The organism is Pseudomonas sp. Lz4W (assembly GCF_000346225.2).
In the GTDB taxonomy this organism is placed as follows: Bacteria; Pseudomonadota; Gammaproteobacteria; order Pseudomonadales; family Pseudomonadaceae; genus Aquipseudomonas; species Aquipseudomonas paraversuta.
Window position 1 is genome coordinate 4877552 of sequence record NZ_CP017432.1, and the last position, 25422, is coordinate 4902973.

Genomic DNA, 25422 nt, shown 5'->3' on the forward strand with positions numbered 1-25422 from the left:
CATGTCCCTGTGTGGGAGCTGGGTTGCAGCTCCCACAAGGGGTTCGATAACTCAGACGCAGCCCTCTGGCGCCTGGATCAGCCGCAACAACTCTGGCGTGCCGACTCTCAGCAAACGTGCCGTTTTGCAGTTGGCCAGTTCACTGATCTCCTCTTCAGTCGTCAGTTTCACCATCTGGCCCACAAGGTTCATTACCAGCGCCTCACGGGAATAGACCCCTCCGCCCAAGTGATAAATCGCCGCAATCAACTCTCGCAGTTCCAGCGGCAAGCGCCAGCGTGTGCGCAAGGCCGAGCCATAGGCTGCTCCGAATTCGGCCAGTGACTCGTCAATGACCCTGGTGTCGAGCGCACCACCGGCCAGCTGCCACTCCTGCAAGCAGCGCAACACCGCCAGGTCACCCAGGCGGTGCAGCAGCCCCGCGCAATAGCAGCGTTGATGATCAAGATTGAGCATCCGCGCCAGCGCGTAAGCATATCCGGCCGCACGCCGCGACACGGCCCACTGCTGTTCGGCGTAGTCCGAAAGACAAGGATCACTCAGTTGCCCACGCTGCTTGAGGGTCAGCCCCAGCACCAGATTCATGCTTCGACCCGGACCCAGGCTCTGCAGCGCTTGTGACAGCGTCTGCGCCGGGCTCACAGGGTGCCGGGCCGCACTGTTGGCCGCGGCAATCAAGACGGCACTGATTTGCGGATCGGTCCGCACTTGTTGCTCAAGCAACGCGAGATCCGGTCCGACGGGGCCGATACTGTGTCTGACTGCCGCCTCTGCATCAATCATTAGCGGCGCACCATCGGATGTTGCACGGTGCTGCGCCAAAAAGCGTATCAGGGTCATGCCGGGCGCCAACCCCGGCACCCCACACAAGACTTCTTGCCCGGCACTCAGCAACAGACCTTGCAAGCGCCGGGTCAGCCCACTGATATCCAGCGGTTTCGTCAGGTAGGCCGTGGGGGCCAATGGCAAGACCTCACGCACACTGGCAATGTCGCTGCGATCGCTGAGCAAAATAAACGCCCGCACTGGACTGCTCCGGCGCTGGCGTACTGTGCGCAGCAAGTCCAGACCGCCCATTGCGGGCAGGTCTGCGTCGGCGATCACCAGGTCATAGGTTTTCTGGCTCAACAGGGTGAACGCCTGCCGACCTTCTTCACACACATCCAGCTGCACATCACAGCGCACACTCAGTACTACGTGTTTGAGCAAATCCCGGGTCCACGGATCAGACTCGGCAATCAGTACGCTCGGTACTGCCATTGAATCTACAACTGTCATGCATTTAGCTCCCGGCGTAAGGCCTGCACCTTAGTCAAAGGCAGCCGGTGGATACACCCGAATGAATCGCTCAAAGCAAAAAAAACCGCCGAAGCGGTTTTTTTTGTCTATCGAGTCACAACTTGCGAGTCAGGACTCAAGCCAGTTCAGCGAAGCACTCTTCGATGATGGCCAGGCCTTTGTCCAGCTGCTCGTCCGGCGAGGTCAGCGGCACCAGCACCCGCAGCACGTTGCCGTAAGGGCCGCACGACAGCAGGATCAGACCCTTGTCACGTGCCTTGGCAACGATTTGAGCCACGGCGGCTGCGTTTGGCTTATGCGAATCACCGCCTTCGAACAACTCGACGGCGATCATTGCGCCCAGCGCACGGACATCACCGATGACCGGGTGCTTCGCCTGAATGGCCTTCAGGCCGGTGACCAGACGCTCGCCAACTGCCTTGCAACGGTCCAGCAGGTGCTCTTCTTCAAACACTTCGAGCACTGCCAGCGCAGCCGCGCAAGCAATCGGGCTACCGGCGTAGGTGCCGCCCAGGCCGCCTGGAGCGATGGCGTCCATGTACTCGGTCTTGCCGCATACACCGGCCAGCGGGAAGCCGCCAGCGATGGATTTGGCGAATGTGGTCAGGTCGGCAGTAACGCCCATTTGTTCCATGGCGAAGAAAGTGCCGGTGCGGCCAGCACCGGTTTGCACTTCGTCCGCGATCAGCAGGATGCCGTGCTTGTCGCACAGTTCGCGCAGGCGGGCCATGAACGCTTTCGGAGCCACGTAGAAACCACCTTCGCCCTGTACCGGCTCGATGATGATTGCAGCGATATCTTTAGGCTCAGCGTCATTTTTGAAGATGCGTTCGATGCTGGCGATGGAATCGTCAACGCTGATGCCGTGCAGTTCACACGGGTAAAGGGCACGGAAGATACCGCCTGGCATCAGGCCCATGCCGGCCGAGTAAGGCACGACTTTACCGGTCAGGCCCAGGGTCATCATGGTGCGGCCGTGGTAAGCACCGGTAAAGGCGATCACACCGGCACGGCCAGTGGCAGCACGGGCAATTTTCACGGCGTTCTCGACCGCTTCGGAACCGGTGGTGACCAGCAGGGTTTTCTTGTCGAAATTGCCCGGCACCTTGGCGTTGATTTTTTCGCACAGCTCAACGTACGGCTCGTAAGCCAGTACCTGGAAGCAGGTGTGGGTCAGCTTGGTCAATTGCTCTTGCACGGCGGCAATGATTTTCGGGTGCAGGTGACCGGTGTTGAGTACTGCGATACCGCCGGCGAAGTCGATGAACTCACGGCCTTCTACGTCAGTAACCGTGGCGTTCTTTGCCGACTCGGCGAAGATCGGGTGAATCTGGCCAACACCGCGCGGGACAGCGGCTTCACGGCGTTTCATCAGGGATGCGTTGGTCTTGTTGCTCATAGTGTCCTCATTCGCCGCGAATCAAACGGCGTGGTTCAAGGCTGACGCGCCAGGGAGACAGCAATGCCAGCATGCGATGATCGACTGGCATGGGGCTCCCGGCCACAGAAATTAACGATTTGAAACACAGAGGGGGCAGCGCTCTCGTGCCCCTCCTGCTGAACCACCCGCCGGGTTAGATGCCCAGGCAGAGATATTTGATTTCCAGATAGTCTTCGATGCCGTACTTGGAACCTTCACGGCCCAGGCCCGAGGCCTTGATGCCGCCGAACGGTGCGACTTCGTTGGAAATCAGCCCCGTGTTGACGCCAACCATGCCGTATTCCAGGGCTTCAGCCACACGGAACACACGGCTCAGGTCACGGGCATAGAAGTACGACGCCAGACCGAATTCGGTGTCGTTGGCCATCGCGATCACTTCGGCTTCGTCTTTGAAGCGGAACAGTGGCGCCAGCGGACCGAAGGTTTCTTCCTTGGCCACGGCTGCGTTTTTCGGCACGTTGATCAGAATGGTCGGCTCGAAGAAGCTGCCTTCCAGGCTGTTACCACCGCTCAACAGAGTGGCGCCTTTGCTCAGGGCATCGGCAATGTGCTCTTTGACCTTGGCTACGGCCTTGTCGTCGATCAGGGGGCCTGTGGTGGTGCCTTCGTCCAGACCGTTACCGATCTTCAGCTTGGCCACCGCCACTTTCAGTTTTTCGGCGAACGCGTCGTACACCGAGTCCTGAATGTACAGACGGTTGGCACAGACGCAGGTCTGGCCGTTGTTGCGGTACTTGGAAATGATCGCGCCTTCGACGGCCTTATCCAGATCCGCGTCGTCGAACACGATAAACGGCGCGTTGCCGCCCAGTTCCAGCGAAACTTTTTTGATGTCCTTGGCGCATTCAGCCATCAGTTGACGACCGATTTCGGTCGAACCGGTGAAGGACAACTTGCGCACGATCGGGTTGCTGGTCAGCTCGCCGCCGATGTCGCCAGCGCTGCCGGTAACTACGCTCAGCACGCCTTTGGGGATGCCGGCACGATGCGCCAGCTCAACCAGGGCCAGGGCCGAGAACGGGGTTTGCGAAGCAGGCTTGATGACCATGGTGCAGCCAGCGGCCAAAGCCGGGCCTGCTTTACGGGTGATCATCGCGGCCGGGAAGTTCCAGGGCGTGATTGCAGCCGTCACACCGATAGGCTGCTTGATCACGATCAGGCGCTTGTCCGGCTGGTGACCCGGGATCACGTCGCCATAAATGCGCTTGGCTTCTTCAGCGAACCACTCGATGAACGAGGCAGCGTAGACAATTTCGCCCTTGGCTTCGGCCAGTGGCTTGCCTTGCTCCAGAGTCATCAGGCGACCGAGGTCATCCTGATTTTCAATCAACAGTTCAAACCAGCGACGCAATTTGGTTGCACGCTCTTTGGCGGTCAGTGCGCGCCAGGCCGGCAAGGCCTTGTCGGCAGCTTCAATCGCGCGACGGGTTTCGGCTGCGCCCATTTTTGGCACGGTACCGATGATTTCACCGGTAGCCGGGTTGTTGACCTTGATCGTCTGACCACCGTCCGCATCCACCCAAGCACCATCGATGTAGGCTTGTTGGCGGAACAACTGTGCGTCTTTGAGCTGCATGTTGGCTTTCCTTAACAGCACCGCGCAGGCGCGGAGCGAATTATTGATAGTAGAAAGGCGCCATGGAAGGCTGCCGTCAGGAAGTCATTCACTGCCAAAGTATCTAAATAACGCACTAAATTTTAGCCGTGCGGTTCAGCACTCAGACAAGAGCGTTTGAAATCTCAAACGAATCCTAGGATCAATGGGGGTAAAGGACAATAGGCTGTTCGAAAAAAAGAACAAGCGGCTGTCTATTACCCATTTTTCCCCCGGCATCCATTAATAGCCCAAAACGCGTCCGGAAACACCTGACGAATCAGCAGCATGGACGGACGCCACACAGATGAGTATTATGGCGCCCGCATTGCACCAGTAGCTCAGCTGGATAGAGTACTGCCCTCCGAAGGCAGTGGTCGTGGGTTCGAATCCCGCCTGGTGCACCATCTTCTTTCCCTTGTATTACAGGGGATAGCGCTACTGACAAAAACCTGTCCTGGTCCTGAAAGTCGTTTTTGCCAAAAATTTTCCACACTTGAACGTGGCGGGAATGGTGGAAATGGCAACCATCAGGAATCGCGGCGAGTCTCAGTGGTAAGCGCAGATCCGTCGCAAGGGCTATCCAGCCCAACGCAAAACCTTCGAAACCAAATCCGACGACGCTCAAGCCTGGGCACGAATGATCGAAAGCCACCTTTCTGATTCAACTCTCGAATGTGCGCGTGCGAAAAACCGAGAACGAATAGAGCGGCAACATCGTCACGATGTCAGCGCTCGATTTGCCGAGCGCATCGTGTCTTTGGCCTGCTTCAGTTGAACTGATATCTACTTGCCATGTATCCCCAGCGGCTATGTCGGTCATAGGCCTGCTCCGGATAGGTGAGTAATGGCTCCATCAGCCCATTGGGTGTCGAACACTGCATGAAGCCGCGCCTGCGTGCTGATCACCTCCGCCGGTCTCAGCGCTTGGCTGAACGCGTGGATAACCAGATCATTGGTTAACAGCTCCAATTGATGATAGGTGGGAGCCAGAAAAAACCACCACAACCAGCAAAAGCGCGCCGACCGGCAAACACCCCGCCGCCCATGCCACTCGAAATAGCCCCCATACCAGTCTTATGCCGCCTCCTGAATCAGTGAGTGGAGGCAAAATAACTGAAAATCAGATATAGCTTGATCAGCCGCACCTTGCCCGGATACGGCTATGAACAAGGCTACTTATCACAGGTGTTTAAATTCTTCTTTCAGCAACTCGGAAAACTTATCTTTTGCACGATGAAATTCAACGTTTTTGTTCGATATGAAATAATTTTGCACAGGCAATAAATCTTCAAACATATATTCACTTATACTTCCGAACCGCCCGAACTGCTCAAACAAACCTTTCGGAACTAACGACACGCCTGCGCCGGAACTTACGCACCCCAGGATTGTGCCATAACTGGCTATGCTTGTTATGGGGATTGATACTTCATGCCTCTCCAGCCAACTTACCAACGCCTTCCTGTAAGGGCATCCTTCAGGCCACATGAATATATCAGTGCCACTCAAGTCCTGCGGCTCATTTATCCGCCCCGCAGCCGGAGAGGCGATCAAGACCAACTCCTCCTTGTAAATCTCAATGATTTCAAGATCCGGGTGCTCAGGCCTGACAGCGATGATTGCTCCATCCAGTTCATGGCTGACCACATCGTTTGATAATTGCGACCAATCCCCCGTACTAAACTGCATTTGTACAGAAGGATAGAGCTGATGGAACTTTGATAAAAGATTGGGCAACCTGCCTGTGGCGGATGACTCTATAGCGCCAATTTTCAAGTTTCCCGACGGCGCTGCGGCGGGATCGAGGGCTCTTTTTGATTCCTCACTCAAAGACAGGATCTTGTTAACGTAGCCAAGAAACAACCGCCCGGAAGGGCTGATTACAAGCCCCCGGCCTTTCCTTATAAATAACGAGACCCCGAGTTCTCTTTCTAAATGCTTGATTCTGTTTGTGATGTTTGAAGGAACACAGTGCAACAGTTCAGAGGCGCGGATAATGCTTCCTTGATCGGCCACTGTTTTGAACATCGCTAACTGAGACAACTCCATGTCATTGCTCACTTAAAGTGAATGATGGAATAACTATAAGTCACTTGTTGCAAGCATTCAACTCGTTTAATTTGTAGATGACGGTATGTACGGCTACATGACCGCAGCGTTTGGCGCCACGGCCTGGGTTGAAGACAAATATAAAATACGCGAATGTAACGAATTTTCAGAGTTTCTGTACAACACCGGCGTAGCAAAACATAAGGCAGCTTTGAGTTCAGCCGAGCATAAATACTCAATCATGGAGGCGATGATGGTTTCTATCGCTTCAGAGATTTGGAATGGTCCAGAGTACAACTTCACTGCCCAATACATAGAGGACAAGTTACTCACCCTCAATCCTTCTCTGAAAACGAACACTCAGAGTTTGCGTAACGCTAAAGGATAGGTCATGGGACATTCTGGTGAAGTGGAAAACAAGCATGGCTTGCATGCTTTAGCTGCAGCACAAGCATATGCTCGAACGGCCGATATAACTTTCAAGTTGGGTCGACTGAAAGGAACTATGCTCAATCACAATGAAAGAGCAGAAAACGCTTTTGCGGCTATGCACCAAGCCCTGACCTCATAGAGCCAGTTTCTATAGCCAGAGGGATATACCGATTATCTTTGTTCAAATGAGCCATAGGCTAATCGGTATATCTCGAAAAATGCAGAGCTCAAACCAAGAGAAATGTCATGGTTTATTGTTGGAAATTTAAGTTGCACAAGGATCCATTATATGGATCTTGAACAAACTTTGATCGCGCTAGGTTTTTTTGCCTTTTGCGGCGGCTTGATAGATGCTGCAGTCGGTGGTGGCGGGCTTGTACAACTGCCGGCACTTTTGCATGCCCTCCCTCAGCAAAGTCTAGCTACTGTTTTCGGAACTAACAAACTGGCTGTTTTGGCGGGCAATTTATCTTCCATATTCAGCTATGTAAAGCGAATAAAAATCATGTGGAAGTTAATGCTTCCCACCATGCTTTCCGCATTTCTATTTGCCTTTCTTGGTGCCTTCTCAGTATCTATCGTGCCAAAAAAACTAATGGAGTTTGTTGTTTTTTTCATCCTGATAGCCATGGCCATTTATACTTTCACGGAAAAAAAATTAGGCTTGGTGGCTTCTAATAAACATTGCGGATCAAAGGAGATTATCTCAGGGGTTTTTTTTGGTGGTCTCATTGGTTTCTATGATGGTGTCTTTGGACCTGGCAGCGGTAGTCTTCTGCTTTTTATATTTGTAAAATTTTTTGGCTTCGATTTTTTAAACGCATCGGCCTCTGCAAAACTGGTTAATCTGGGTACGTTTAGCGCAGCGCTTATGTTTTTTGTTCCGTCTGGCAACGTCTTATGGACTATCGGCGGTGTAGTTGCTCTGTGCAATATGGCAGGTTCTCTCACCGGTGTTTTCTTGGCACTCCGTTACGGAAGCGGCTTTATCAGGATATTTTTCCTGATTCTGCTTATATTTTTGATAGGCAGAATGGGCTTGTCTCTATTTTCGTAGGGGATAAGCTCAAGCTTTAATCCCTGCGGCCAGCCACTCGCTTCGACTGATCACCGGCTGGGGGTATGACTCGGATCGATCCTCCGGACACATGCAACCCGACAAAGCCCGCCCTGTGCGGGCTTTGTCGTTTCTGCCTGCCGTCTCCTCTCATGCTGTGGCTGCCCCGGACATTGCCGGCAGGACGGTTCAGTCCTATCGTTCCCCGGTCCTGCTGAAGCTGCACGCCAGCAGCCTCAATCGCACAAAACAAGGAGAGAAACCATGAAGCAAGCCCTGGCCACCAAGGACCGTGTGCGAATCCAGCAAGTTGAAGTGCTGTCGGACAACTGGTACGTGCTGCGCAAGACCACCTTCGACTTCCAGGGACGGGACGGGATCTGGCGAAAGATGTCCCGGGAGACCTATGACCGTGGTAACGGTGCGACGATCCTGCTGTACAGCCCGCTGAAAAAAACCGTGGTGCTGACCCGCCAGTTCCGCTTCCCCGCCTTCGTCAACGAACATGACGGCATGCTGATCGAAACCTGCGCAGGACTGCTGGATCAGGATGATCCACACACCTGTATCCGTAAGGAAACCCAGGAGGAAACCGGTTATCGCATTGAAAATGTACGCAAGGTGTTTGAAGCGTTCATGAGCCCCGGTTCGGTTACCGAGCGCCTGCATTTTTTTGTCGGGGAATACTCTGACCAGGACAAGGTCAGCGAGGGTGGAGGCCTTGAAGCCGAGGGCGAGGAGATCGAAGTTCTGGAGTTGCCTCTGGACGACGCACTGGCAATGATCGACACGGGAGAAATCAAGGACGGCAAGACCATCATGCTCTTGCAATACGCGAAGCTGCACGGACTTGTGGATTGCTGAGTTTTTCACTTCGGGAGATTGCTTATGTATAGCCATATCCAGATCGGCGCGCGGGATGTACCGGCGCTGGCAGTCTTTTACGACGGGGTGCTGGCCACTCTGGGCCTGGTGCGCATTGTTCATGATGATGAAGACCGCGGGCCTGCGGGTGCGGGCTGGCAGCGCCCCGGACTTTACTGGCCGCAGTTTTACATTCAGTCGCCGATCAATGGTTTGCCCGCGACCTGGGGCAATGGTGTGCAGGTGAGTTTTGCCGCGCACTCGATCGAGCAGGTGCAAGCGGCCTGGGATACGGCCTTGCGCCTCGGCGGCACGGATGAGGGTGCTCCGGGCAACCGGCCACAATATGGCGACGATTATTACGGCGCCTATTGCCGTGACCCCGAAGGCAACAAGCTGTGCTTTGTGTTTGCCAGGTCGATGGCCATTGCGTAGGAGCGAGCTTGCTCGCGATCTTTCAGCCAATGGAAAAGATCGCGGGCAAGCCTGCTCCTGCAGATCAGCGGGGTTTACAGGTGGTCGGGGCCACTGCCAAAGCGGGTCATCATCACGTTGATGAAGTCTTCAAGGCTCATTTTTTGACCATTGAAATCCACTTCCCCAGCGGCATAGTTGAGGGACGCCAGGATGTTGTTGCCATCCACTTTTGCCAGGCCCGTTTGCACGGCCATGACACCCGCCATTTCGCTGTTGGCGCTGGCCATTTTCGCGATGGTTTGCGGGTCGGTCTGGCCGGCCAGTTGTGCCTGAACGGCGGACAGGTCGGCAATCATGGGTTTGGACAATTGCAGCTTGGCGTCCAGGGAGGTCAGCGTTTGCTTGGTGACTTCGATAGGCGGCTGCTCGAACGAAGTCGGCTGAGCCAGGCTCACGGCAAGGTTGAACTGACTTTCGCCATTGGTGGTTTTAAGGGTGAGTTTTTCCAGCGCCAGCTGTGGTTTGGCCGCCAGCAGTTTTTCGACCTCGGCTTGCATCTGCGCTTGCTCTGCCGGGGTCAACTGCGCCATAGGCATTGTGCCGTCGGCTTGAGGCTCGAATTTGGTTTGGTAGATCTGCAACAGCGATTGCATGGCCGGAATGTCCAGGCTGCTGGCCGTCATGATCATTTGCGCGCTGCCCACCGGCTTGTCGTCCAGGGTGATGTCGCCCACGTTGTACGACAGACGCCCTGACATCAGGCTGCCGTTGGCAGAAGCCGAGCCGGCATATTCGAAGTTTTTGATCTTGGCCACCGACTGGCGCTCGCCAAAGGTCAACTGGCCCTCACTCAGCTCCAGCACGTTCTGCCCCAGGTAGAAGCCATAGCTGCTTTTGGTCAGGTCACTGGCCAGGGTCAGACCATTGAGCTCGACGCGAACTGGCGGTTGCCCGGGCGTGGCGGCCTGAAGCACCAGATGGTCCATGTAGCCTTTGGCCTTGAGGTTTATGCCCTCGGCATCTGTCTGGCCATCCATGGTCAACCCGGAGAAGCTGATGCTGGAGTTCTCGTCAACTTGGGCTTCAAACGGCAGCAGCTCCATGTTCCCGTCAACCGAGCGGTTGTAGCCCAGGGTAACCTGGCCTTTGAGCGGAGACTGGTCCTTGGCGGCGGCGAACCATTTTTCGGTGTACGGGGTTTTTTCCAGCGAATAGTTGCTGGTCGCCATCACTGGCATCCACTTGAACGTCTTGATCCGCGACCATGGCAACGGACCATGTTCGATATTGTCCACAAACAGCAGTTCTACCGGTTGGGCGTCCGGGCCTGCGGCGTCGTCCTGCAGATTCACACGGTAGTGCGCAGTGCTGCTGTACAGGTGGCGGTCAAGGGAAACCAGTTCGATAGTGCCGTGGGTGGTGGTGCCTTGCAGCTGGGACGCCAGTTCCTTGTTGGCTTCCTGGATCGAGGTCTTGAGTACATCCTCAAGCTTGGTGCCGGTGTACCACGCGCCTGCGGTGTTCAGGGCACCTGCAATAACAACAATCCCTACCAGTACGCCTAATGGTTTATTCATTAATTGACCCGTTCAATGTCCGTTGTGTTGAAAGATATGCGGTCTTCAGCAAGCCCGTCATAGGCCGAAAAGTGCAAGCAGGTTAACACTGGCAACGGGCTGGACGCTGTTTTTCGGCACCGTCCGATATGGCGCAGATCACGCGTAGCGCAGCTCCATTTCGTCGAGTTGATGATCGAAGCTCTTGAGGCTGGCGCTCCAGGTATACACCAGCACTTCCAGCTCGTGGTCGACCGAGGTTTCGCCGACAGCGTTGAGTGATATGCCTGAGTAATCCAGTTGATAGCGTTCCCGGGCCATGGCTGAGGCTACATCTGAAAGCGCATGGGCGTGGTCGAGCCATTCACGATCCTCAGGCGCCAGGGCCCTGTCGAGTTTCAGACATTGGGATTTCAGGGCCTCGAGGCTTTTTTCCAGCGGGGTGCCGGTGAGTTCACCCATGAACTCCTGGAAGGTGCGACCCGGCTGCCAGTAGCTGCCCCAGAAATAGCGGTCGAATACGGTTTCAACCCGGCGCAGCGCGACTTTGGTGTCCCAGATCATGACCCGCGTCTGGCCCTTGTCTATTTGCCGCTGCTGGATTTGCCTGGTTTGCACCGACGCCCAGGCCACAACGACGATGGCCAGCACGGCGATCAGGGCACTGGCACTGTCGAGGAAGACCATCGCCTTGTCGATCTGGTGCGCCAGCATGATGCCGTAGAAGTAAGTCGCAGAGAGCAGCACCAGGGCTGCGACTGCGCACCAGAAACCGGGAGCATATGGATTTTTCATTATTAGTATCCCCATCAAGCACTGCTTGCGCGATGGGGAGGACTTGAGACCCGCGTATGCCCTGAACCATCGTTCCGATACCGACCCTTCAAAGCATAGCAACCCTGTCAGGGTTTAGCGTGCTCCGGGGCTTTCGCCTGTGCATTTTCCCAGCCGCCACCGAGGGCCAGAAACAAGTCGATCTGGCTCATGGCAACCTGGGTGTTGGCGGTGGCCAGTTGCGCTTTCACGTCGGTGTAAGTGCGGGTGGCTTGCAGGTCTGCAAGAAACGATTCACGCCCGGCGAGGAAGAACTGGTGCGTTTGCTCGGCAGCCGTTTTAGCCGAATCGCCTGCCAGGGCCAGGGCATCCCGACGCTGGAGCAAGGCGGTGTATTGCACGAGACTGGTCTGGGTCTCACGAATGGCGTTAAGCACCACGCCGTCAAACCTGGCCAGCGCGCCCTGGGTCACCGCCTCGGCTTCACGAATACGGGCCCGCGAACCGTTGGTCGGGATGGTCCAGCTCAGCAACGGGCCAAAGCCCCAGCGGTTGGTCGGTGCCGTGCCGAGGTTTTCCAGCAGGCCCACGGTACCCACGGTCGCGCCGATACTGATGTCCGGATACAGCGAACCGGTGGCTACACCGATCTCGGCCGTGGCGCTAGCCAGATGACGTTCGGCCTGACGTACGTCTGGCCGACGCTTGAGCAGCGCTGCGCCGTCGCCCACGGGCAGCAGTTGGGCGATGTGTGGCAGCTCTGCGCAATCGGCAACGCCGGCGGGCAGTTGGTCGAGGGGTTTGGCAATGAGCATCGACAGGCGAAACAACCCTGCCTGACGCAGCGCCTGGTAGCGCGGGAGTTCGGCGCGTAATGATCTGAATTGAGTTTCGGAACGCGTTACCTGGGTTTCGTCGCCCCGGCCCGCATCGCGCAGACGCTGCGTCAGCTGGGTACTCTGCGATTGCAACTGCAACGACTCTTCGGCGATATGCCGTTCTTCATTGGCCGCGCAAACTTGCGTATAGGCGCGCACCACGTCGGCCACCACTGTGATACGTGCGGTATCGGCTGCCGCCTGGGTTGCATCGGCATTGGCCTGCGCCGCTTCGATACCGCGTTGCAACGTGCCCCACAGGTCGAACTGATACGAGGTGCTGAGGCCAAGGTCACCGACGTTGGCTACCGGGACCTTGTCCGTCAGCAGGAAGGCTTCACCGGACTCCTGAAGACGCTGGGCGCCCGCCTTCGCCGAACCGCTCCAGCCACCCGCAGACTGCGCCTGTTCAACTTGAGCCCGCGCCCGCGACAGGTTGGCCGCCGCCACTCGCAGATCCGTATTGGAAGCCATGGCCTGGCGCACCAGCTCGTCAAGTCTCGGGTCCTGATACAGTTTCCACCAGTCGGCCGGTACAGGCGCCGACACCACATTCGCGCCCTCACCCGCCAGCTCGCCCTGCAAATCAGGACGCTGCATGGCCGAGTCCTTGGGCAGGTGGTAATCCGGCCCCAGCATCTGGCAGCCGGACAGCAGCAAGCCCAGCCCCAGGGCTGCCAGGTGGACCGCTTTCATTGCGCAGTCTCCTGCGCCGGTTTGTCTTTGACCTTGTCCGCGACGATCGAAACGGTCGCGGTACGCCCGGCGATCATGCGGAAATCGGCTGGCACATCATCAAACACGATGCGTACCGGAATCCGCTGCGCCAGCCGCACCCAGCTGAATGCCGGGTTGACGTTGGGCAGCAGGTTCTGGCCGCTGGTGCGGTCGCGGTCTTCAATACCGGCCACGATGCTTTCGACATGGCCACGCAAGCGAGCATTGTCGCCGATCACGCGGATCTCGACGCTCTGACCGACATGGATGCCGTCCAGTTTGGTTTCTTCAAAATAGCCGTCGATATGGAACGAGCTGCTGTCGACAATCGACAGCACGGGCTTGCCGGCCGTGACGAACTCATTGACCCGGGGAGCGCGGTCGTTGACGTAGCCATCAACCGGGCTGCGCACGACGGTGCGATCCAGATTGAGCTGCGCGCTGTCCACGGCGACTTCGGCTTCAGTCAGGGCTGACTGCGCACGCAGTTCCCGGGACTGGCTTTCTTCAAGCAGCTCGCGGGCTACCAGATTGCCCAGCCCGCGGTTGCGTTTGCTTTCGCGCTGGGCCTGGGCCAGCGTCTCCTTGCGATCGGCAACCACTGCCTGGGCCTGGCGCAAGGCCAGACGGAAACGCTCCTGATCGATGATGAACAGCACCTGATCACGGGTGACGGGCTGGTTGTCACGCACATCCACCTGCTTGATCAGGCCCGACACATCGGGGGCAATCTGCACCACGTCGGCGCGAATGTGGCCATCGCGCGTCCAGGGGGCAAACATGTAATACATGGTCATGCGCCAGACCACGACGCAGGCGAACGCCACCACCAACAAGGTGAGAACGACACGGCCCAAGGTCAATAGAGGTTTTTTCATGTCATTAGATATCGACTAAACGAATCCACAACGCCGAGTAGCAAAGCGTAGAGACCGACGTTGAATAAAGCCCGGTGCCAGACCAGGCGGTAAAAGTGCATACGCGTCAGGAGCGCGTGAACCAGCAAAAACAATATGTAAGTGATGCCCATCAGCACCAGGAGCGTGGGCAGAAACACCCCGCTGATATCTACGTCACCGATCATAGCGGCGCTCCGTCAATGCCATGGGCATGGGACTGTGGCAGGTCGTGCTCATCAACGATGAACTCCACACCCGGTAATAGGGCCAGGCGCAAACCGCTCAAGGCGTGGAGCAAGTGCACCCGGGCCTCGCCCTCGTCCTGCATTTCGCGGGCGTTAAGCGCACGGCGGGTGCGGTCCAGGGTCATTTGCAGACCATTGGGCATTGGCAGGCGTTCGCCGGCCTTGAGGCAAGCGCTGAAGTACTCCCCCACCTCGCTGACTACCTGGCCCAGCAGGCGTTGCCGCTCGCCGGTGACCCGGGGTGAGTAGGCCAGCAAATCCAGGAGGTTGAGCGCCACTCGCAAGTCACGCAGGGCGCTGCCTGTGTCCTGGCCGGTCATCGCCAGACGCGGCAGGTGCTGCATCAGCCGATCAAGCATTTGCGCGCCCATGTGCCGGTGCTCGGCCAGGGTTGCGGGCCGGGTCAGCGTGACGATATCGCGCCAGCTGAAACGCGTCAGGCGTTTAGCCGCCAGTTCGGCGCCAAAGGGGCGGGCGATAAGGGTCCAGACGAAAGCAAAGAGCAGGCCGATGGGACCGGCCAGGTTGGCGTTGATGAACACCATGAAGTCTGCGTCGTAGGCCCCCTGAATGCTGATGAATGAGGCCGTGTTGACGATGGTCAGCAAGGTCCCCAGGTAAAAGCGCGGTTGTACCGTCAGCGTACCGACACAGATAAAGGGCACGGCGAACGCCAGGACCAGCATCGGGAAATCGTGCAGGTTAGGCAGGATCACAAACAGGTACAGGCTGGCGAACAGTACCGACAGCGAGGTCCAGAAAAAGAACCGGTAGATCTGCGGCGCCGGGTCGTCCATCGCGGCAAAAAAACTGCAGGCCACGGCCGCCAGAATCACCGCGCTGGCGCCGTCCGTCCAGCCGAGCAAGATCCACAACACCGAGGCGACAACAATTGCCGTCACCGTGGAAAATGCGGAGTAAAGCATCAGGCCCCGATCCAGAAACGGTGTCAGCCGGCCCAGGCGCCAATGCCGGTAAACCGCGCGCCAGATATCCTGACTGCCCGTTGCAATCGCCTGTTGCAGGCTGCGGCAGTCTTGCCACAAATCAATCCACTCGCCCAGCCGGTAGAGCGCATTGGAGAACACCAGCTGGCGTCGCTCATCCAGCGCTTCGGCACTGGGCTGCAAGAGTTCCAGTTCATGGCGCAGAGCCTTCCAGGCCTCGACAGGGGCGCCTTCGCGAGTGCTTTCGAGCCAGTCCCGGCTTTTAGCCAGCAAGGGCGCTATTTTGTCCACCAGCTCGGGGGTACGCCGCTCCAGGGCATACAGCGCGTCATCCAGCGCGTCGACCACCGGCAGCAGGTTGATCATGCGCCCGCGCAGTTCTTTGGTGTTGCGCACGGTCTGCGGCAACGCACCTTCGTGGGGCAATTGACCGATCATCAACTCCAGGCTGTTGAAGGTTGCCACCATAGATGAGCGCAGGCCGCTGGCTTTACTCGGCTCTACGTCGCGGGCCAGAAAATGCTTGCTGTAGCTGGCGGCGTCGCCAAACCACTTGGCGGCGGAATCAACAAACACCGGGGCCAGCCGCCGGGGCCAGAACATGCTGCCCACCACGGCCGCACAGACAATCCCGAGGAGGATTTCTTCGGTGCGCGAGACAGCGATGTCGAATACGTTGAGCGGGTTGTCCACGATCGGCAAGGCGATCATGGGCATGGTGTAGCCCGCGAGCATGAAGATGTAACTGTTGGCCGTGCGCAGGTGCAGCGACAGGAACAACAGGATGCCGGTCCAGAGCGCGACCACCAGCACCAGCAAAAACGGGGTTTGTACAAACATGGGTACAAAAAATACCGCCGCCGAAGCACCCAGTAGCGTGCCCAGGGCGCGGTACACGGCTTTGGAACTGGTGGGGCCGACGAAGGGGCTGGAGACGATGTAGACCGTGGCCATTGCCCAATAGGGTCGGGGCATTTCCATCCACAGGGCGATGTACAGCGCGATCATCGAGGCGGCAAAGGTGCGCACGCCATAGAACCAGTCGCGGGCGGGCGGCATGCTGCTGAAAAAACCGTTCAAGAAGCGGCTCCATCAGGCAATTGGCCGGCAGCTTCGAAGGCCTTGATGACGCGTAATGCGGCTTCCTGATCTGCCACTGAGACCCCCGCCAGCGCTGTACGCCTGAGTTGTACAAGCTGCGCTTCAATCGACTGCACCAGGGAGCGCCCGGTGTCAGTCAGGCTGAGGGTTTTGGCCCGGCGATCGCTGGCGTCTTCATGACGCAGCACGTAACCGGCCTTGCACATCTGATCGAGCAAGCGCACCAGCGACGGGCTTTCCATACCGGCGGCCTGGGCCACGGTGACCTGGCGTGCGCCTTCTCCCAGACGGCCGATAATCAGCAACGGCATGGCGCAGGCTTCGGAAATTCCGTAATTGACCAGCGTGTTCTGGCAGACGCGACGCCAGTGGCGAGTCGCAACCACCATACCGGTGCTGATGCTCATCTGGAGTTGATCAAGAGTGTCAGGCAAGGGGTATCACATAAAGTTAGTTTGCTAACTATTAATATTGCGCGGGCAAATGATCTCAGTCAAGTGTTACCAGTTAATTCTGCTTACCGGTGACCGGTTTTGTGCGCAGCATCAGATTCAATTGATCAACAACCTCTGCCCAGTCGGCGTCTTCATTTATTTCATCGCGCAGGAAAGCCGCCTGAGCCGGCGTCCAGAAAAAAGCCTCGTGCAACTTCAGATCCGGCTTGAGTGGCGAGTGCGAAGAGACAAATTTCTCAATGTCTGCTGGCTCGTTGGGCAGACCTAGCTGCTTGAACAATGAGGGAAGACTATGGGTGGGTGCTTGCATCAGAAAGACTCCGGTAAGGCGGGACGCATTCGGCGCCCGCGCAGGTCAAATATAGTCGAGCCTGCGTGTCATCGACGGTTAAGTCCTGAGCTTTGTGCCAACCCGGTGGAATCGGTGCAAAGTCGTCCGGTTGCACCTTGCTGCTGATTAACCAGATACGCCCTGTACCCGCAGGCAAGTCCACCAGGCGATCAACGTAGATTTTCGCGCCATTGGCGTTCACCAGCGTACCAAAACCGTAATTGTTCGGACGCCCCGATGAGCCATCCTCCAGCGGCGGTGTGTAGAGCATGGGCACAGACCCGGTCTTGTTGTAATAGACGTAGCTGAAGTACCAGAACAGGTCACTGACCACGATTCGGTCACCCGGCAAAAACTGCTGATTCACATGCTCAACCAGACGGTCAAAATGATCGGCATCACTGGTGAAGTTGCTGCGCAAACCCACCATCTCGGTACCGGAAAACAGCGTCAGCAATACGATGGCCAGCGCGCGCCGGTGGTTGAGCAGGCGATCCACCGCTATCGCAACAATCAGCGGCAGGCCCAGGGCAGCAAACATCACGTAGCGCTCGATGAACAGCGGTGAGGCAAAAGAGATGGCGTAAATGGCCAGGATCGGCAGCAGGGTGTAGATCACGATCAGCCTGGTGAATCTATGGGGTGTTGCATCCCTCACCGCCATCCATACCGCCCCGACAAGCAGGGCAAGCGGTGCCAGCCAGAACAATGGCCAGGCAAGGCTGTCGCCTTCGTCCTGAATCAACAACTGCCAGGTCATGGCCGGTAGCGAGCGGGCATCAACCCCGGGCTCCCAGCCCACATCGCCCCCGGTCTTGAGTTCACCCATGTGTTGCAGCAGGTCTACCAGCCCCGGAAGCCAGGGCATGAACAACAACATGATGCAGGCGTTGGCGACCCACCAGGCAGGGCGTTTGATCAGTCCGCCGGTACTGCGACCACTCAGCAGCAGGTACAACCAGTGGGCAATCACACAGAAGGCGGTGAAGTAATGGGTGTAAAACCCGGCAGCCATCAGCACGCTGTAGATAACCAGATAGCGGTTGTTGTCGGGCGCTTTAACCCAGTAAACCAGGGCAATCGTTGCCGCGATCAGCCATAACCCCATCAGTGAGTACATCCGCACTTCCTGGCTATAGCGCACGGCGGTCGGCAACAACGCCAGAAGCAGGCCGGCCAGCAACGCAGCCCGGCGGGTCGCAATCAGCCGGACCAGCCACATCCCCAGCAGTACTGTGGCGACCCCGGGCAAAACACTGAGGGCGCGAATCGAAACCAGACTGTCGCCGAACAGCGCCATCCAGCCGTGCAACAGCATGAAGTACAACGGTGGATGAACATCGTGTGCGGCGTGGAACCAGATGCCCGCGAGCGAGTAGTCGCTCAGCATCAGACTTGAGCCTTCATCACACCAAATGGCAGAGGCGGTAGCCCCATAGAAACGCATCGCGCAGGCCAGTAACAAAATGGCCCATACCCATGGCTGACGAAGCAATCCGGCCAGTAGGTTGTGAGGCGATTCAAGGACGCGAAGCATTTTTTCGTCCACACCATTACTACTGAGTACGCCCATCCGTCACCTGCAGCTGCGCATTGACGCTGCACTCGGGCAGCTTGATCTCCGGCGATTGTAGGGCAAGGAGCAGCTGTGTGGTGGGGCCGGATACAAGAAAAGAAGGTGGCAAGATGAAATCACTCGCGCGCAGTCACGCTAAACTAACTGTTACAAGGTTTGACAAGGATCAGGTCAGTACCTAGCTTTTAATTGGATCCAAATTAACGTACTGAACTGCCGTAGGTAGTGCCAACGTGGCTGTCAAAAATAATCCTTTAAGCAGTATCGAAGTAGCCGGCCCCATACCTGCCCATTTGGCCCGGTCGGTGATTGAAGCGTCCTTGCGCAACGCCATTCTTGATGGCCGGTTGCCCTGTGGCACCGCTATTCGGCAACAGGCCCTGGCGACTTTGTTTGGTGTCAGTCGCATGCCGGTTCGCGAAGCGCTGCGTCAGCTTGAAGCCCAGGGTTTACTGCAAACCGTGCAGCACAAAGGGGCAGTGGTCGCGCCGTTGATCGAGGACGACGCGCTGGAAACCTATGAACTCCGCTTGCTGCTCGAGACACAAGCCCTGCGCCTGTCACTGCCGTTGTTGAGTGAGGAAGATTTTGAAGTGGCTGCCGGTTATATCGAGGCTCTCGAAGTGGAAACCGACTGGAGCAGGATGGGCACTCTCAATCGGCAATTTCATCAGGCGCTTTACTGCAAGGCACCGAACAAAAAACTGCTGGCGCTGATTGATGAAGGGCTGATTGAAGAAGAGCGCTTTCTGCGCTTTAACCTTGAGCAGATGAATTTGGGCAAGCTGTCTCAGGACGATCACCGCGCCTTGCTGCGTCATGCCCGCGCCCGGGATATCGAGGCGTGTATCAAAGAGCTGGAGCTTCATCTACACCGCGGGGTAAAAGCCATTACCCACTATCTCGACAAGCAAAAACCAAAACAGCCCTGACGTTCAAAACGCCAGGGCTGTGGATATGTCTTTGATCAGCGCGCAGAAACCAGGGCTCCCCGCGCGCCTGCACCTCAGATTTTAAAGCTGTCGACCAGCTGTTTGAGGCGGCTGGCCTGCTGCGAAAGCGCATCGCAGTCTTTAAGGGTTTCGTTGAGGTTGACCACACCCTGCTGGTTCAGCAGATTGATCTGGTTGATGTCCACGTTAAGGGATTCGACCACGGCGGTCTGTTCTTCAGTTGCCGCGGCAACTGACTGGTTCATGCCGTCAATTTCTTCGATACGCTGGGTCACGCTGATCAAACGCGCGCCGGCCTGGTTGGCCACCTCAACACTGTCCTCGCTGGATACCTGGCTGGCATTCATGGTGCTGACCGCTTCGCGGGAACCCACTTGCAGCGAGGTGATCATTTTATGAATCTCCTCTGCCGACTCCTGAGTGCGGTGAGCAAGGTTGCGTACTTCATCCGCCACCACGGCAAACCCGCGGCCCGCTTCGCCCGCACGCGCGGCCTCAATGGCTGCGTTAAGGGCCAGCAAGTTGGTTTGCTGGGAGATCCCTTTGATCACATCCAGAATGTGCCCAATGTTGTCGGTGCTGGCATTCAGGGTTTCGATCTGGGCACACGACAGGCTGATCTTCCGGGAAAGTTCAGTCATGGCCTGAATCGTCTGCTCAACGACTTTGCGCCCATCATCTGCCTGTTCACTGGCGCCGCTGGCATGCTGCGAAGCATCTGCGGCGTTGCGCGCGATTTCCTGGGTGGCTGCGCCCAGTTCGTTGATGGCTGCTGCAACGCTGTTGGTGCGCGCGCTTTGTTCATCGGAGCCAATGATTGACGCGTTTGACGATGCCATTACGCGCTGGGACAAATCATGGACCTGACGGGTCGCGGAGGACACTTCGGAGATCGACGCGTGAATACGCTCCACGAACTGGTTGAATGAACTGGCCAACTCGCCAAATTCATCCTTGTTTTCAATCACCAGACGCCGTGTCAGATCGCCTTCACCCTGGGCGATATCCTGCATGGCACGCCCCATGGTGGTCAGCGGCCGCATCAGGACCCGGATCAACAGGCTCAGAAGCAGAGCAATCACTGCCACCGCAATAAACATTGCGATCAACGCAGAGGTGCGGAACTTAGACAGAGGGGCGTAAGCTTTTTGTTTGTCCAACGACTGGCCGATGTACCAGTCTGCAGAGGGCAAGCCTGTGACCGGGGTAAAGGAGATGATTCGCTCCTGGCCATTGAGTTGCACCTCTTGAACGCCCTTCTCGATCTTCAGGTTGCTGGACGGGTATATATCCTTCAGGTTTTTCATAACCTGGTCTTTGTCCGGGCTGACGATGACCTGGCCATCACCGCTCACCAGAAATGCGTAGCCCAAACCGCCGGAATCCACCGAGTTAATAATTTTAACCAGACTGTCCAGGCTCAGATCGCCTCCCACTACACCCAGCAGTTGACCGTCTTTCTTGACGGGCATGGCAATGGTCACGATCAAACCGCCAACAGCTGCCATATAAGGCGGTGTGAGCATGGTCTTGCCGGCGCTTACAGCCTGTTTGTACCAAGGGCGCTCACGGGGGTCATAGCCCTCTGGCATTTTGGCGTCAGGTCGCTGTGTGAACACGCCATTAGCTTGACCAACGTACGTGAACTGGAAGTTCGAGGTGAACGCAGGCTGGTCGACCAACCCTGGCAAATCAGCCTGGCTGCCCTGGTGAGCAACGCTTTGTGCAAGGCTCTCCAACACCAGGATACGACCGCTCAACCAATTCTGGACGCTACTGGCTGTCAGGTTGCCTGCCTGCTCCACCGACGACTCGATATTTTGGTTGATCGTATTTCGCTGCAGATAGTCGTTGTACAAAGTGAACAACGCAAACGCCAGAACCACGACGCCTGAAGCGGCCAGAAGAATTTTATGGCTGAACTTGAGATTCATTGCATGGACTTCTTATGCCGAAAGGTGGGATGCGTGCGGGTACAAAATTCCGTGTAGCACTTGAGACAGCCAGCGGGGATAGCTGTACTGAATGCACGCATTGCTCATAAGGCTGTCGGCACCGACTGCGGAAAACTTAGCTGTATTTTTAAAACCCGACGGGAGTACGACCTGGCTTGTCGTTACCTGGATTTTGAGGGAGGACGCAGGGGTGGTCCGAAGACAGGAGGCGGCGCCAGAAATTTTCCCGGCGCAAAAACAAAACCCCTGTCTGCGTTGAGCAGACAGGGGTTTCGGAATTCAATCTTGACGATGACCTACTCTCACATGGGGAAACCCCACACTACCATCGGCGATGCATCGTTTCACTTCTGAGTTCGGGATGGGATCAGGTGGTTCCAATGCTCTATGGTCGTCAAGAAATTCTGTAGCAGATCCGTTATCAAAACGTGCCTGCGAAAACTTGGGACTTCTATAAAAACAAAATCCCCGTCTGCGTGAGCAGACAGGGATTTTGGAATTTAATCTTGACGATGACCTACTCTCACATGGGGAAACCCCACACTACCATCGGCGATGCATCGTTTCACTTCTGAGTTCGGGATGGGATCAGGTGGTTCCAATGCTCTATGGTCGTCAAGAAATTCGGTAGCCAGCGCGTTTTACCTTGCGGTCAACGTTCCAGCGAATGGGTATGTAATAGATTTGTGTGTTGTGCAAACTTTCGGTTTGTATCGTCTTCACACACCGCAACTTGTCTGTTCTTGCAACCAAGAACGCAAATTGCTTGGGTGTTATGGTCAAGCCTCACGGGCAATTAGTATTGGTTAGCTCAACGCCTCACAGCGCTTACACACCCAACCTATCAACGTCGTAGTCTTCGACGGCCCTTTAGGGAACTCAAGGTTCCAGTGAGATCTCATCTTGAGGCAAGTTTCCCGCTTAGATGCTTTCAGCGGTTATCTTTCCCGAACATAGCTACCCGGCAATGCCACTGGCGTGACAACCGGAACACCAGAGGTTCGTCCACTCCGGTCCTCTCGTACTAGGAGCAGCCCCTCTCAAATCTCAAACGTCCACGGCAGATAGGGACCGAACTGTCTCACGACGTTCTAAACCCAGCTCGCGTACCACTTTAAATGGCGAACAGCCATACCCTTGGGACCGGCTTCAGCCCCAGGATGTGATGAGCCGACATCGAGGTGCCAAACACCGCCGTCGATATGAACTCTTGGGCGGTATCAGCCTGTTATCCCCGGAGTACCTTTTATCCGTTGAGCGATGGCCCTTCCATACAGAACCACCGGATCACTAAGACCTACTTTCGTACCTGCTCGACGTGTCTGTCTCGCAGTCAAGCGCGCTTTTGCCTTTATACTCTACGACCGATTTCCGACCGGTCTGAGCGCACCTTCGTACTCCTCCGTTACTCTTTAGGAGGAGACCGCCCCAGTCAAACTACCCACCATACACTGTCCTCGATCCGGATAACGGACCTGAGTTAGAACCTCAAAGTTGCCAGGGTGGTATTTCAAGGTTGGCTCCATGCAGACTGGCGTCCACACTTCAAAGCCTCCCACCTATCCTACACAAGCAAATTCAAAGTCCAGTGCAAAGCTATAGTAAAGGTTCACGGGGTCTTTCCGTCTAGCCGCGGATACACTGCATCTTCACAGCGATTTCAATTTCACTGAGTCTCGGGTGGAGACAGCGCCGCCATCGTTACGCCATTCGTGCAGGTCGGAACTTACCCGACAAGGAATTTCGCTACCTTAGGACCGTTATAGTTACGGCCGCCGTTTACCGGGGCTTCGATCAAGAGCTTCGCGTTAGCTAACCCCATCAATTAACCTTCCGGCACCGGGCAGGCGTCACACCCTATACGTCCACTTTCGTGTTTGCAGAGTGCTGTGTTTTTAATAAACAGTCGCAGCGGCCTGGTATCTTCGACCGGCGTGGGCTTACGCAGTAAATGCTTCACCCTCACCGGCGCACCTTCTCCCGAAGTTACGGTGCCATTTTGCCTAGTTCCTTCACCCGAGTTCTCTCAAGCGCCTTGGTATTCTCTACCCAACCACCTGTGTCGGTTTGGGGTACGGTTCCTGGTTACCTGAAGCTTAGAAGCTTTTCTTGGAAGCATGGCATCAACCACTTCGTTAACTAAAAGTTAACTCGTCATCAGCTCTCGGCCTTAGAATCCCGGATTTACCTAAGATTCCAGCCTACCACCTTAAACTTGGACAACCAACGCCAAGCTGGCCTAGCCTTCTCCGTCCCTCCATCGCAATAACCAGAAGTACAGGAATATTAACCTGTTTTCCATCGACTACGCTTTTCAGCCTCGCCTTAGGGACCGACTAACCCTGCGTCGATTAACGTTGCGCAGGAAACCTTGGTCTTTCGGCGTGGGTGTTTTTCACACCCATTATCGTTACTCATGTCAGCATTCGCACTTCTGATACCTCCAGCAAGCTTCTCAACTCACCTTCACAGGCTTACAGAACGCTCCTCTACCGCATCATCCTAAGATGATACCCGTAGCTTCGGTGTATGGTTTGAGCCCCGTTAAATCTTCCGCGCAGGCCGACTCGACTAGTGAGCTATTACGCTTTCTTTAAAGGGTGGCTGCTTCTAAGCCAACCTCCTAGCTGTCTAAGCCTTCCCACATCGTTTCCCACTTAACCATAACTTTGGGACCTTAGCTGACGGTCTGGGTTGTTTCCCTTTTCACGACGGACGTTAGCACCCGCCGTGTGTCTCCCATGCTCGGCACTTGTAGGTATTCGGAGTTTGCATCGGTTTGGTAAGCCGGGATGGCCCCCTAGCCGAAACAGTGCTCTACCCCCTACAGTGATACATGAGGCGCTACCTAAATAGCTTTCGAGGAGAACCAGCTATCTCCGAGCTTGATTAGCCTTTCACTCCGATCCACAGGTCATCCGCTAACTTTTCAACGGTAGTCGGTTCGGTCCTCCAGTTAGTGTTACCCAACCTTCAACCTGCCCATGGATAGATCGCCCGGTTTCGGGTCTATTCCCAGCGACTAGACGCCCTATTAAGACTCGCTCGCTACGCTACGCCTCCCCTATTCGGTTAAGCTTGCCACTGAAAATAAGTCGCTGACCCATTATACAAAAGGTACGCAGTCACCCAACAAAGTGGGCTCCCACTGCTTGTACGCATACGGTTTCAGGATCTATTTCACTCCCCTCTCCGGGGTTCTTTTCGCCTTTCCCTCACGGTACTAGTTCACTATCGGTCAGTCAGTAGTATTTAGCCCTGGGAGGATGGTCCCCCCATATTCAGACAAAGTTTCTCGTGCTCCGTCCTACTCGATTTCACTGCAAAGATGTTTTCGCGTACAGGGCTATCACCCACTATGGCCGCACTTTCCAGAGCGTTCCGCTAACATCAATACAGCTTAAGGGCTGGTCCCCGTTCGCTCGCCACTACTAAGGGAATCTCGGTTGATTTCTTTTCCTCAGGGTACTTAGATGTTTCAGTTCCCCTGGTTCGCTTCTTAAGCCTATGTATTCAGCTTAAGATACCTAACTTATGTTAGGTGGGTTCCCCCATTCAGACATCTCCGGATCAAAGTCTGTTTGCCGACTCCCCGAAGCTTTTCGCAGGCTACCACGTCTTTCATCGCCTCTGACTGCCAAGGCATCCACCGTATGCGCTTCTTCACTTGACCATATAACCCCAAGCAATCTGGTTATACTATGAAGACGACATTCGCCGAAAATTCGCATGTTCAATTAAGAACGTTCACAAATTTTACCTTAGCCTGAATAAACACCAGTGAAAGTGTTATCCAGTCTAACTTTCTATTACATACCCAAATTTTTAAAGAACGATCTAATCAAAAGATCAGAAATCAACATTCACCATCATTTGATG

Annotated in this window: 20 protein-coding genes, 1 tRNA gene, 3 rRNA genes and 1 pseudogene; 6 read left to right on the forward strand and 19 right to left on the reverse strand. The window is 56.0% G+C overall.

What is annotated here, in order from left to right; genetic code table 11:
• Nucleotides 1-51: 51 nt before the first annotated feature.
• The 3 genes from B195_RS22215 to gabD all read right to left on the reverse strand — a co-directional run bounded on the left by B195_RS22215 (nt 52) and on the right by gabD (nt 4316).
• Nucleotides 52-1278: an HDOD domain-containing protein gene (locus B195_RS22215; RefSeq protein WP_003438219.1), complete on the reverse strand. Its 1227-nt coding sequence runs from the start codon at nt 1276-1278 to the stop codon at nt 52-54.
• A 136-nt stretch (nt 1279-1414) separates the two neighbouring features.
• Nucleotides 1415-2698, reverse strand: coding sequence for a 4-aminobutyrate--2-oxoglutarate transaminase (gene gabT, locus B195_RS22220; protein ID WP_003438216.1), 1284 nt, complete (start codon nt 2696-2698; stop codon nt 1415-1417).
• Between the two features lie 175 nt (nt 2699-2873).
• Nucleotides 2874-4316, reverse strand: a complete 1443-nt coding sequence (gabD, locus tag B195_RS22225) for an NADP-dependent succinate-semialdehyde dehydrogenase (protein WP_003438213.1) — start codon at nt 4314-4316, stop codon at nt 2874-2876.
• A 348-nt stretch (nt 4317-4664) separates the two neighbouring features.
• Here gabD and B195_RS22230 point away from each other — a divergent pair.
• A tRNA-Arg gene (locus B195_RS22230) sits at nt 4665-4741 on the forward strand.
• A gap of 257 nt (nt 4742-4998) precedes the next feature.
• Here B195_RS22230 and B195_RS22950 read toward each other — a convergent pair.
• Nucleotides 4999-5157 carry a hypothetical protein gene (locus B195_RS22950; protein ID WP_158525128.1) on the reverse strand — a complete coding sequence of 53 codons (159 nt, stop codon included), beginning with the start codon at nt 5155-5157 and terminating at the stop codon, nt 4999-5001.
• 359 nt (nt 5158-5516) lie between these two features.
• Nucleotides 5517-6386, reverse strand: a complete 870-nt coding sequence (locus B195_RS22240) for a LysR family transcriptional regulator (protein WP_003438210.1) — start codon at nt 6384-6386, stop codon at nt 5517-5519.
• A gap of 97 nt (nt 6387-6483) precedes the next feature.
• On the opposite strand from B195_RS22240, the gene B195_RS23020 reads away from it, so the two are divergent.
• The 4 genes from B195_RS23020 to B195_RS22260 all read left to right on the forward strand — a co-directional run bounded on the left by B195_RS23020 (nt 6484) and on the right by B195_RS22260 (nt 9174).
• The gene (locus B195_RS23020) at nt 6484-6774 is read left to right on the forward strand and encodes a hypothetical protein (protein ID WP_191985162.1); all 291 of its coding nucleotides are present in this window, start codon (nt 6484-6486) and stop codon (nt 6772-6774) included.
• A 333-nt stretch (nt 6775-7107) separates the two neighbouring features.
• The gene (locus tag B195_RS22250; RefSeq protein WP_003438205.1) at nt 7108-7875 is read left to right on the forward strand and encodes a TSUP family transporter; all 768 of its coding nucleotides are present in this window, start codon (nt 7108-7110) and stop codon (nt 7873-7875) included.
• 264 nt (nt 7876-8139) lie between these two features.
• Complete coding sequence (nudK, locus tag B195_RS22255) at nt 8140-8739, forward strand: GDP-mannose pyrophosphatase NudK (RefSeq protein WP_003438202.1); 600 nt, start codon at nt 8140-8142, stop codon at nt 8737-8739.
• Nucleotides 8740-8763: 24 nt separating this feature from the next.
• On the forward strand, nt 8764-9174 hold the full coding sequence (locus B195_RS22260; RefSeq protein ID WP_003438199.1) for a VOC family protein: 411 nt from the start codon (nt 8764-8766) through the stop codon (nt 9172-9174).
• A gap of 74 nt (nt 9175-9248) precedes the next feature.
• Here B195_RS22260 and B195_RS22265 read toward each other — a convergent pair whose 3' ends face one another.
• From B195_RS22265 to B195_RS22305, 9 genes are all read right to left on the reverse strand, one after another.
• Nucleotides 9249-10733: a YdgA family protein gene (locus B195_RS22265; RefSeq protein ID WP_003438196.1), complete on the reverse strand. Its 1485-nt coding sequence runs from the start codon at nt 10731-10733 to the stop codon at nt 9249-9251.
• 138 nt (nt 10734-10871) lie between these two features.
• Nucleotides 10872-11507 carry a hypothetical protein gene (locus tag B195_RS22270; protein ID WP_003438193.1) on the reverse strand — a complete coding sequence of 212 codons (636 nt, stop codon included), beginning with the start codon at nt 11505-11507 and terminating at the stop codon, nt 10872-10874.
• Nucleotides 11508-11614: 107 nt separating this feature from the next.
• Nucleotides 11615-13060, reverse strand: a complete 1446-nt coding sequence (locus B195_RS22275) for an efflux transporter outer membrane subunit (protein ID WP_003438190.1) — start codon at nt 13058-13060, stop codon at nt 11615-11617.
• The gene (locus tag B195_RS22280) at nt 13057-13959 is read right to left on the reverse strand and encodes an efflux RND transporter periplasmic adaptor subunit (RefSeq protein WP_003438189.1); all 903 of its coding nucleotides are present in this window, start codon (nt 13957-13959) and stop codon (nt 13057-13059) included. The genes B195_RS22275 and B195_RS22280 overlap by 4 nt, the downstream gene beginning before the upstream one ends.
• A complete protein-coding gene (locus B195_RS22285; protein ID WP_003438187.1) occupies nt 13956-14165 on the reverse strand; it encodes a DUF1656 domain-containing protein in 210 nt (69 codons plus the stop codon). Before B195_RS22285 ends, B195_RS22280 begins: the two co-directional genes overlap by 4 nt.
• A complete protein-coding gene (locus B195_RS22290) occupies nt 14162-16252 on the reverse strand; it encodes an FUSC family protein (RefSeq protein WP_003438184.1) in 2091 nt (696 codons plus the stop codon). The genes B195_RS22285 and B195_RS22290 overlap by 4 nt, the downstream gene beginning before the upstream one ends.
• Nucleotides 16249-16680 (reverse strand): MarR family winged helix-turn-helix transcriptional regulator, encoded by a 432-nt coding sequence (locus B195_RS22295; RefSeq protein WP_003438183.1) that lies wholly within the window; start codon nt 16678-16680, stop codon nt 16249-16251. Before B195_RS22295 ends, B195_RS22290 begins: the two co-directional genes overlap by 4 nt.
• A 100-nt stretch (nt 16681-16780) precedes the next feature.
• Nucleotides 16781-17038, reverse strand: coding sequence for a DUF2789 domain-containing protein (locus tag B195_RS22300; protein WP_003438182.1), 258 nt, complete (start codon nt 17036-17038; stop codon nt 16781-16783).
• On the reverse strand, nt 17019-18632 hold the full coding sequence (locus B195_RS22305) for a glycosyltransferase family 39 protein (RefSeq protein WP_003438180.1): 1614 nt from the start codon (nt 18630-18632) through the stop codon (nt 17019-17021). Before B195_RS22305 ends, B195_RS22300 begins: the two co-directional genes overlap by 20 nt.
• Nucleotides 18633-18868: 236 nt before the next feature.
• Here B195_RS22305 and B195_RS22310 point away from each other — a divergent pair, with 236 nt between their 5' ends.
• Nucleotides 18869-19567, forward strand: coding sequence for a GntR family transcriptional regulator (locus B195_RS22310; protein ID WP_003438179.1), 699 nt, complete (start codon nt 18869-18871; stop codon nt 19565-19567).
• A 74-nt stretch (nt 19568-19641) separates the two neighbouring features.
• Here B195_RS22310 and B195_RS23295 read toward each other — a convergent pair whose 3' ends face one another.
• From B195_RS23295 to B195_RS22330, 5 genes and pseudogenes are all read right to left on the reverse strand, one after another.
• A complete protein-coding gene (locus B195_RS23295; protein ID WP_369826399.1) occupies nt 19642-20427 on the reverse strand; it encodes a methyl-accepting chemotaxis protein in 786 nt (261 codons plus the stop codon).
• A gap of 69 nt (nt 20428-20496) precedes the next feature.
• A pseudogene (locus tag B195_RS23300) lies at nt 20497-21522 on the reverse strand (cache domain-containing protein); the annotation flags it as partial.
• A 304-nt stretch (nt 21523-21826) separates the two neighbouring features.
• Nucleotides 21827-21942, reverse strand: a 5S ribosomal RNA gene (gene rrf / locus B195_RS22320).
• A 105-nt stretch (nt 21943-22047) separates the two neighbouring features.
• Nucleotides 22048-22163, reverse strand: a 5S ribosomal RNA gene (rrf, locus tag B195_RS22325).
• Nucleotides 22164-22318: 155 nt separating this feature from the next.
• Nucleotides 22319-25216 (reverse strand): 23S ribosomal RNA (locus tag B195_RS22330).
• Between the last annotated feature and the right edge of the window lie 206 nt (nt 25217-25422).

Coding starts and splice junctions, on each gene's coding strand:
- B195_RS22215 (WP_003438219.1), bottom strand. CDS start 1,278: ATGACAGTTGTAGATTCAATGGCAGTACCGAGCGTACTGATTGCCGAG.
- gabT (WP_003438216.1), bottom strand. CDS start 2,698: ATGAGCAACAAGACCAACGCATCCCTGATGAAACGCCGTGAAGCCGCT.
- gabD (WP_003438213.1), bottom strand. CDS start 4,316: ATGCAGCTCAAAGACGCACAGTTGTTCCGCCAACAAGCCTACATCGAT.
- B195_RS22950 (WP_158525128.1), bottom strand. CDS start 5,157: ATGACCGACATAGCCGCTGGGGATACATGGCAAGTAGATATCAGTTCA.
- B195_RS22240 (WP_003438210.1), bottom strand. CDS start 6,386: ATGGAGTTGTCTCAGTTAGCGATGTTCAAAACAGTGGCCGATCAAGGA.
- B195_RS23020 (WP_191985162.1), top strand. CDS start 6,484: ATGACCGCAGCGTTTGGCGCCACGGCCTGGGTTGAAGACAAATATAAA.
- B195_RS22250 (WP_003438205.1), top strand. CDS start 7,108: ATGGATCTTGAACAAACTTTGATCGCGCTAGGTTTTTTTGCCTTTTGC.
- nudK (WP_003438202.1), top strand. CDS start 8,140: ATGAAGCAAGCCCTGGCCACCAAGGACCGTGTGCGAATCCAGCAAGTT.
- B195_RS22260 (WP_003438199.1), top strand. CDS start 8,764: ATGTATAGCCATATCCAGATCGGCGCGCGGGATGTACCGGCGCTGGCA.
- B195_RS22265 (WP_003438196.1), bottom strand. CDS start 10,733: ATGAATAAACCATTAGGCGTACTGGTAGGGATTGTTGTTATTGCAGGT.
- B195_RS22270 (WP_003438193.1), bottom strand. CDS start 11,507: ATGAAAAATCCATATGCTCCCGGTTTCTGGTGCGCAGTCGCAGCCCTG.
- B195_RS22275 (WP_003438190.1), bottom strand. CDS start 13,060: ATGAAAGCGGTCCACCTGGCAGCCCTGGGGCTGGGCTTGCTGCTGTCC.
- B195_RS22280 (WP_003438189.1), bottom strand. CDS start 13,959: ATGAAAAAACCTCTATTGACCTTGGGCCGTGTCGTTCTCACCTTGTTG.
- B195_RS22285 (WP_003438187.1), bottom strand. CDS start 14,165: ATGATCGGTGACGTAGATATCAGCGGGGTGTTTCTGCCCACGCTCCTG.
- B195_RS22295 (WP_003438183.1), bottom strand. CDS start 16,680: ATGAGCATCAGCACCGGTATGGTGGTTGCGACTCGCCACTGGCGTCGC.
- B195_RS22300 (WP_003438182.1), bottom strand. CDS start 17,038: ATGCAAGCACCCACCCATAGTCTTCCCTCATTGTTCAAGCAGCTAGGT.
- B195_RS22305 (WP_003438180.1), bottom strand. CDS start 18,632: ATGGGCGTACTCAGTAGTAATGGTGTGGACGAAAAAATGCTTCGCGTC.
- B195_RS23295 (WP_369826399.1), bottom strand. CDS start 20,427: ATGGCATCGTCAAACGCGTCAATCATTGGCTCCGATGAACAAAGCGCG.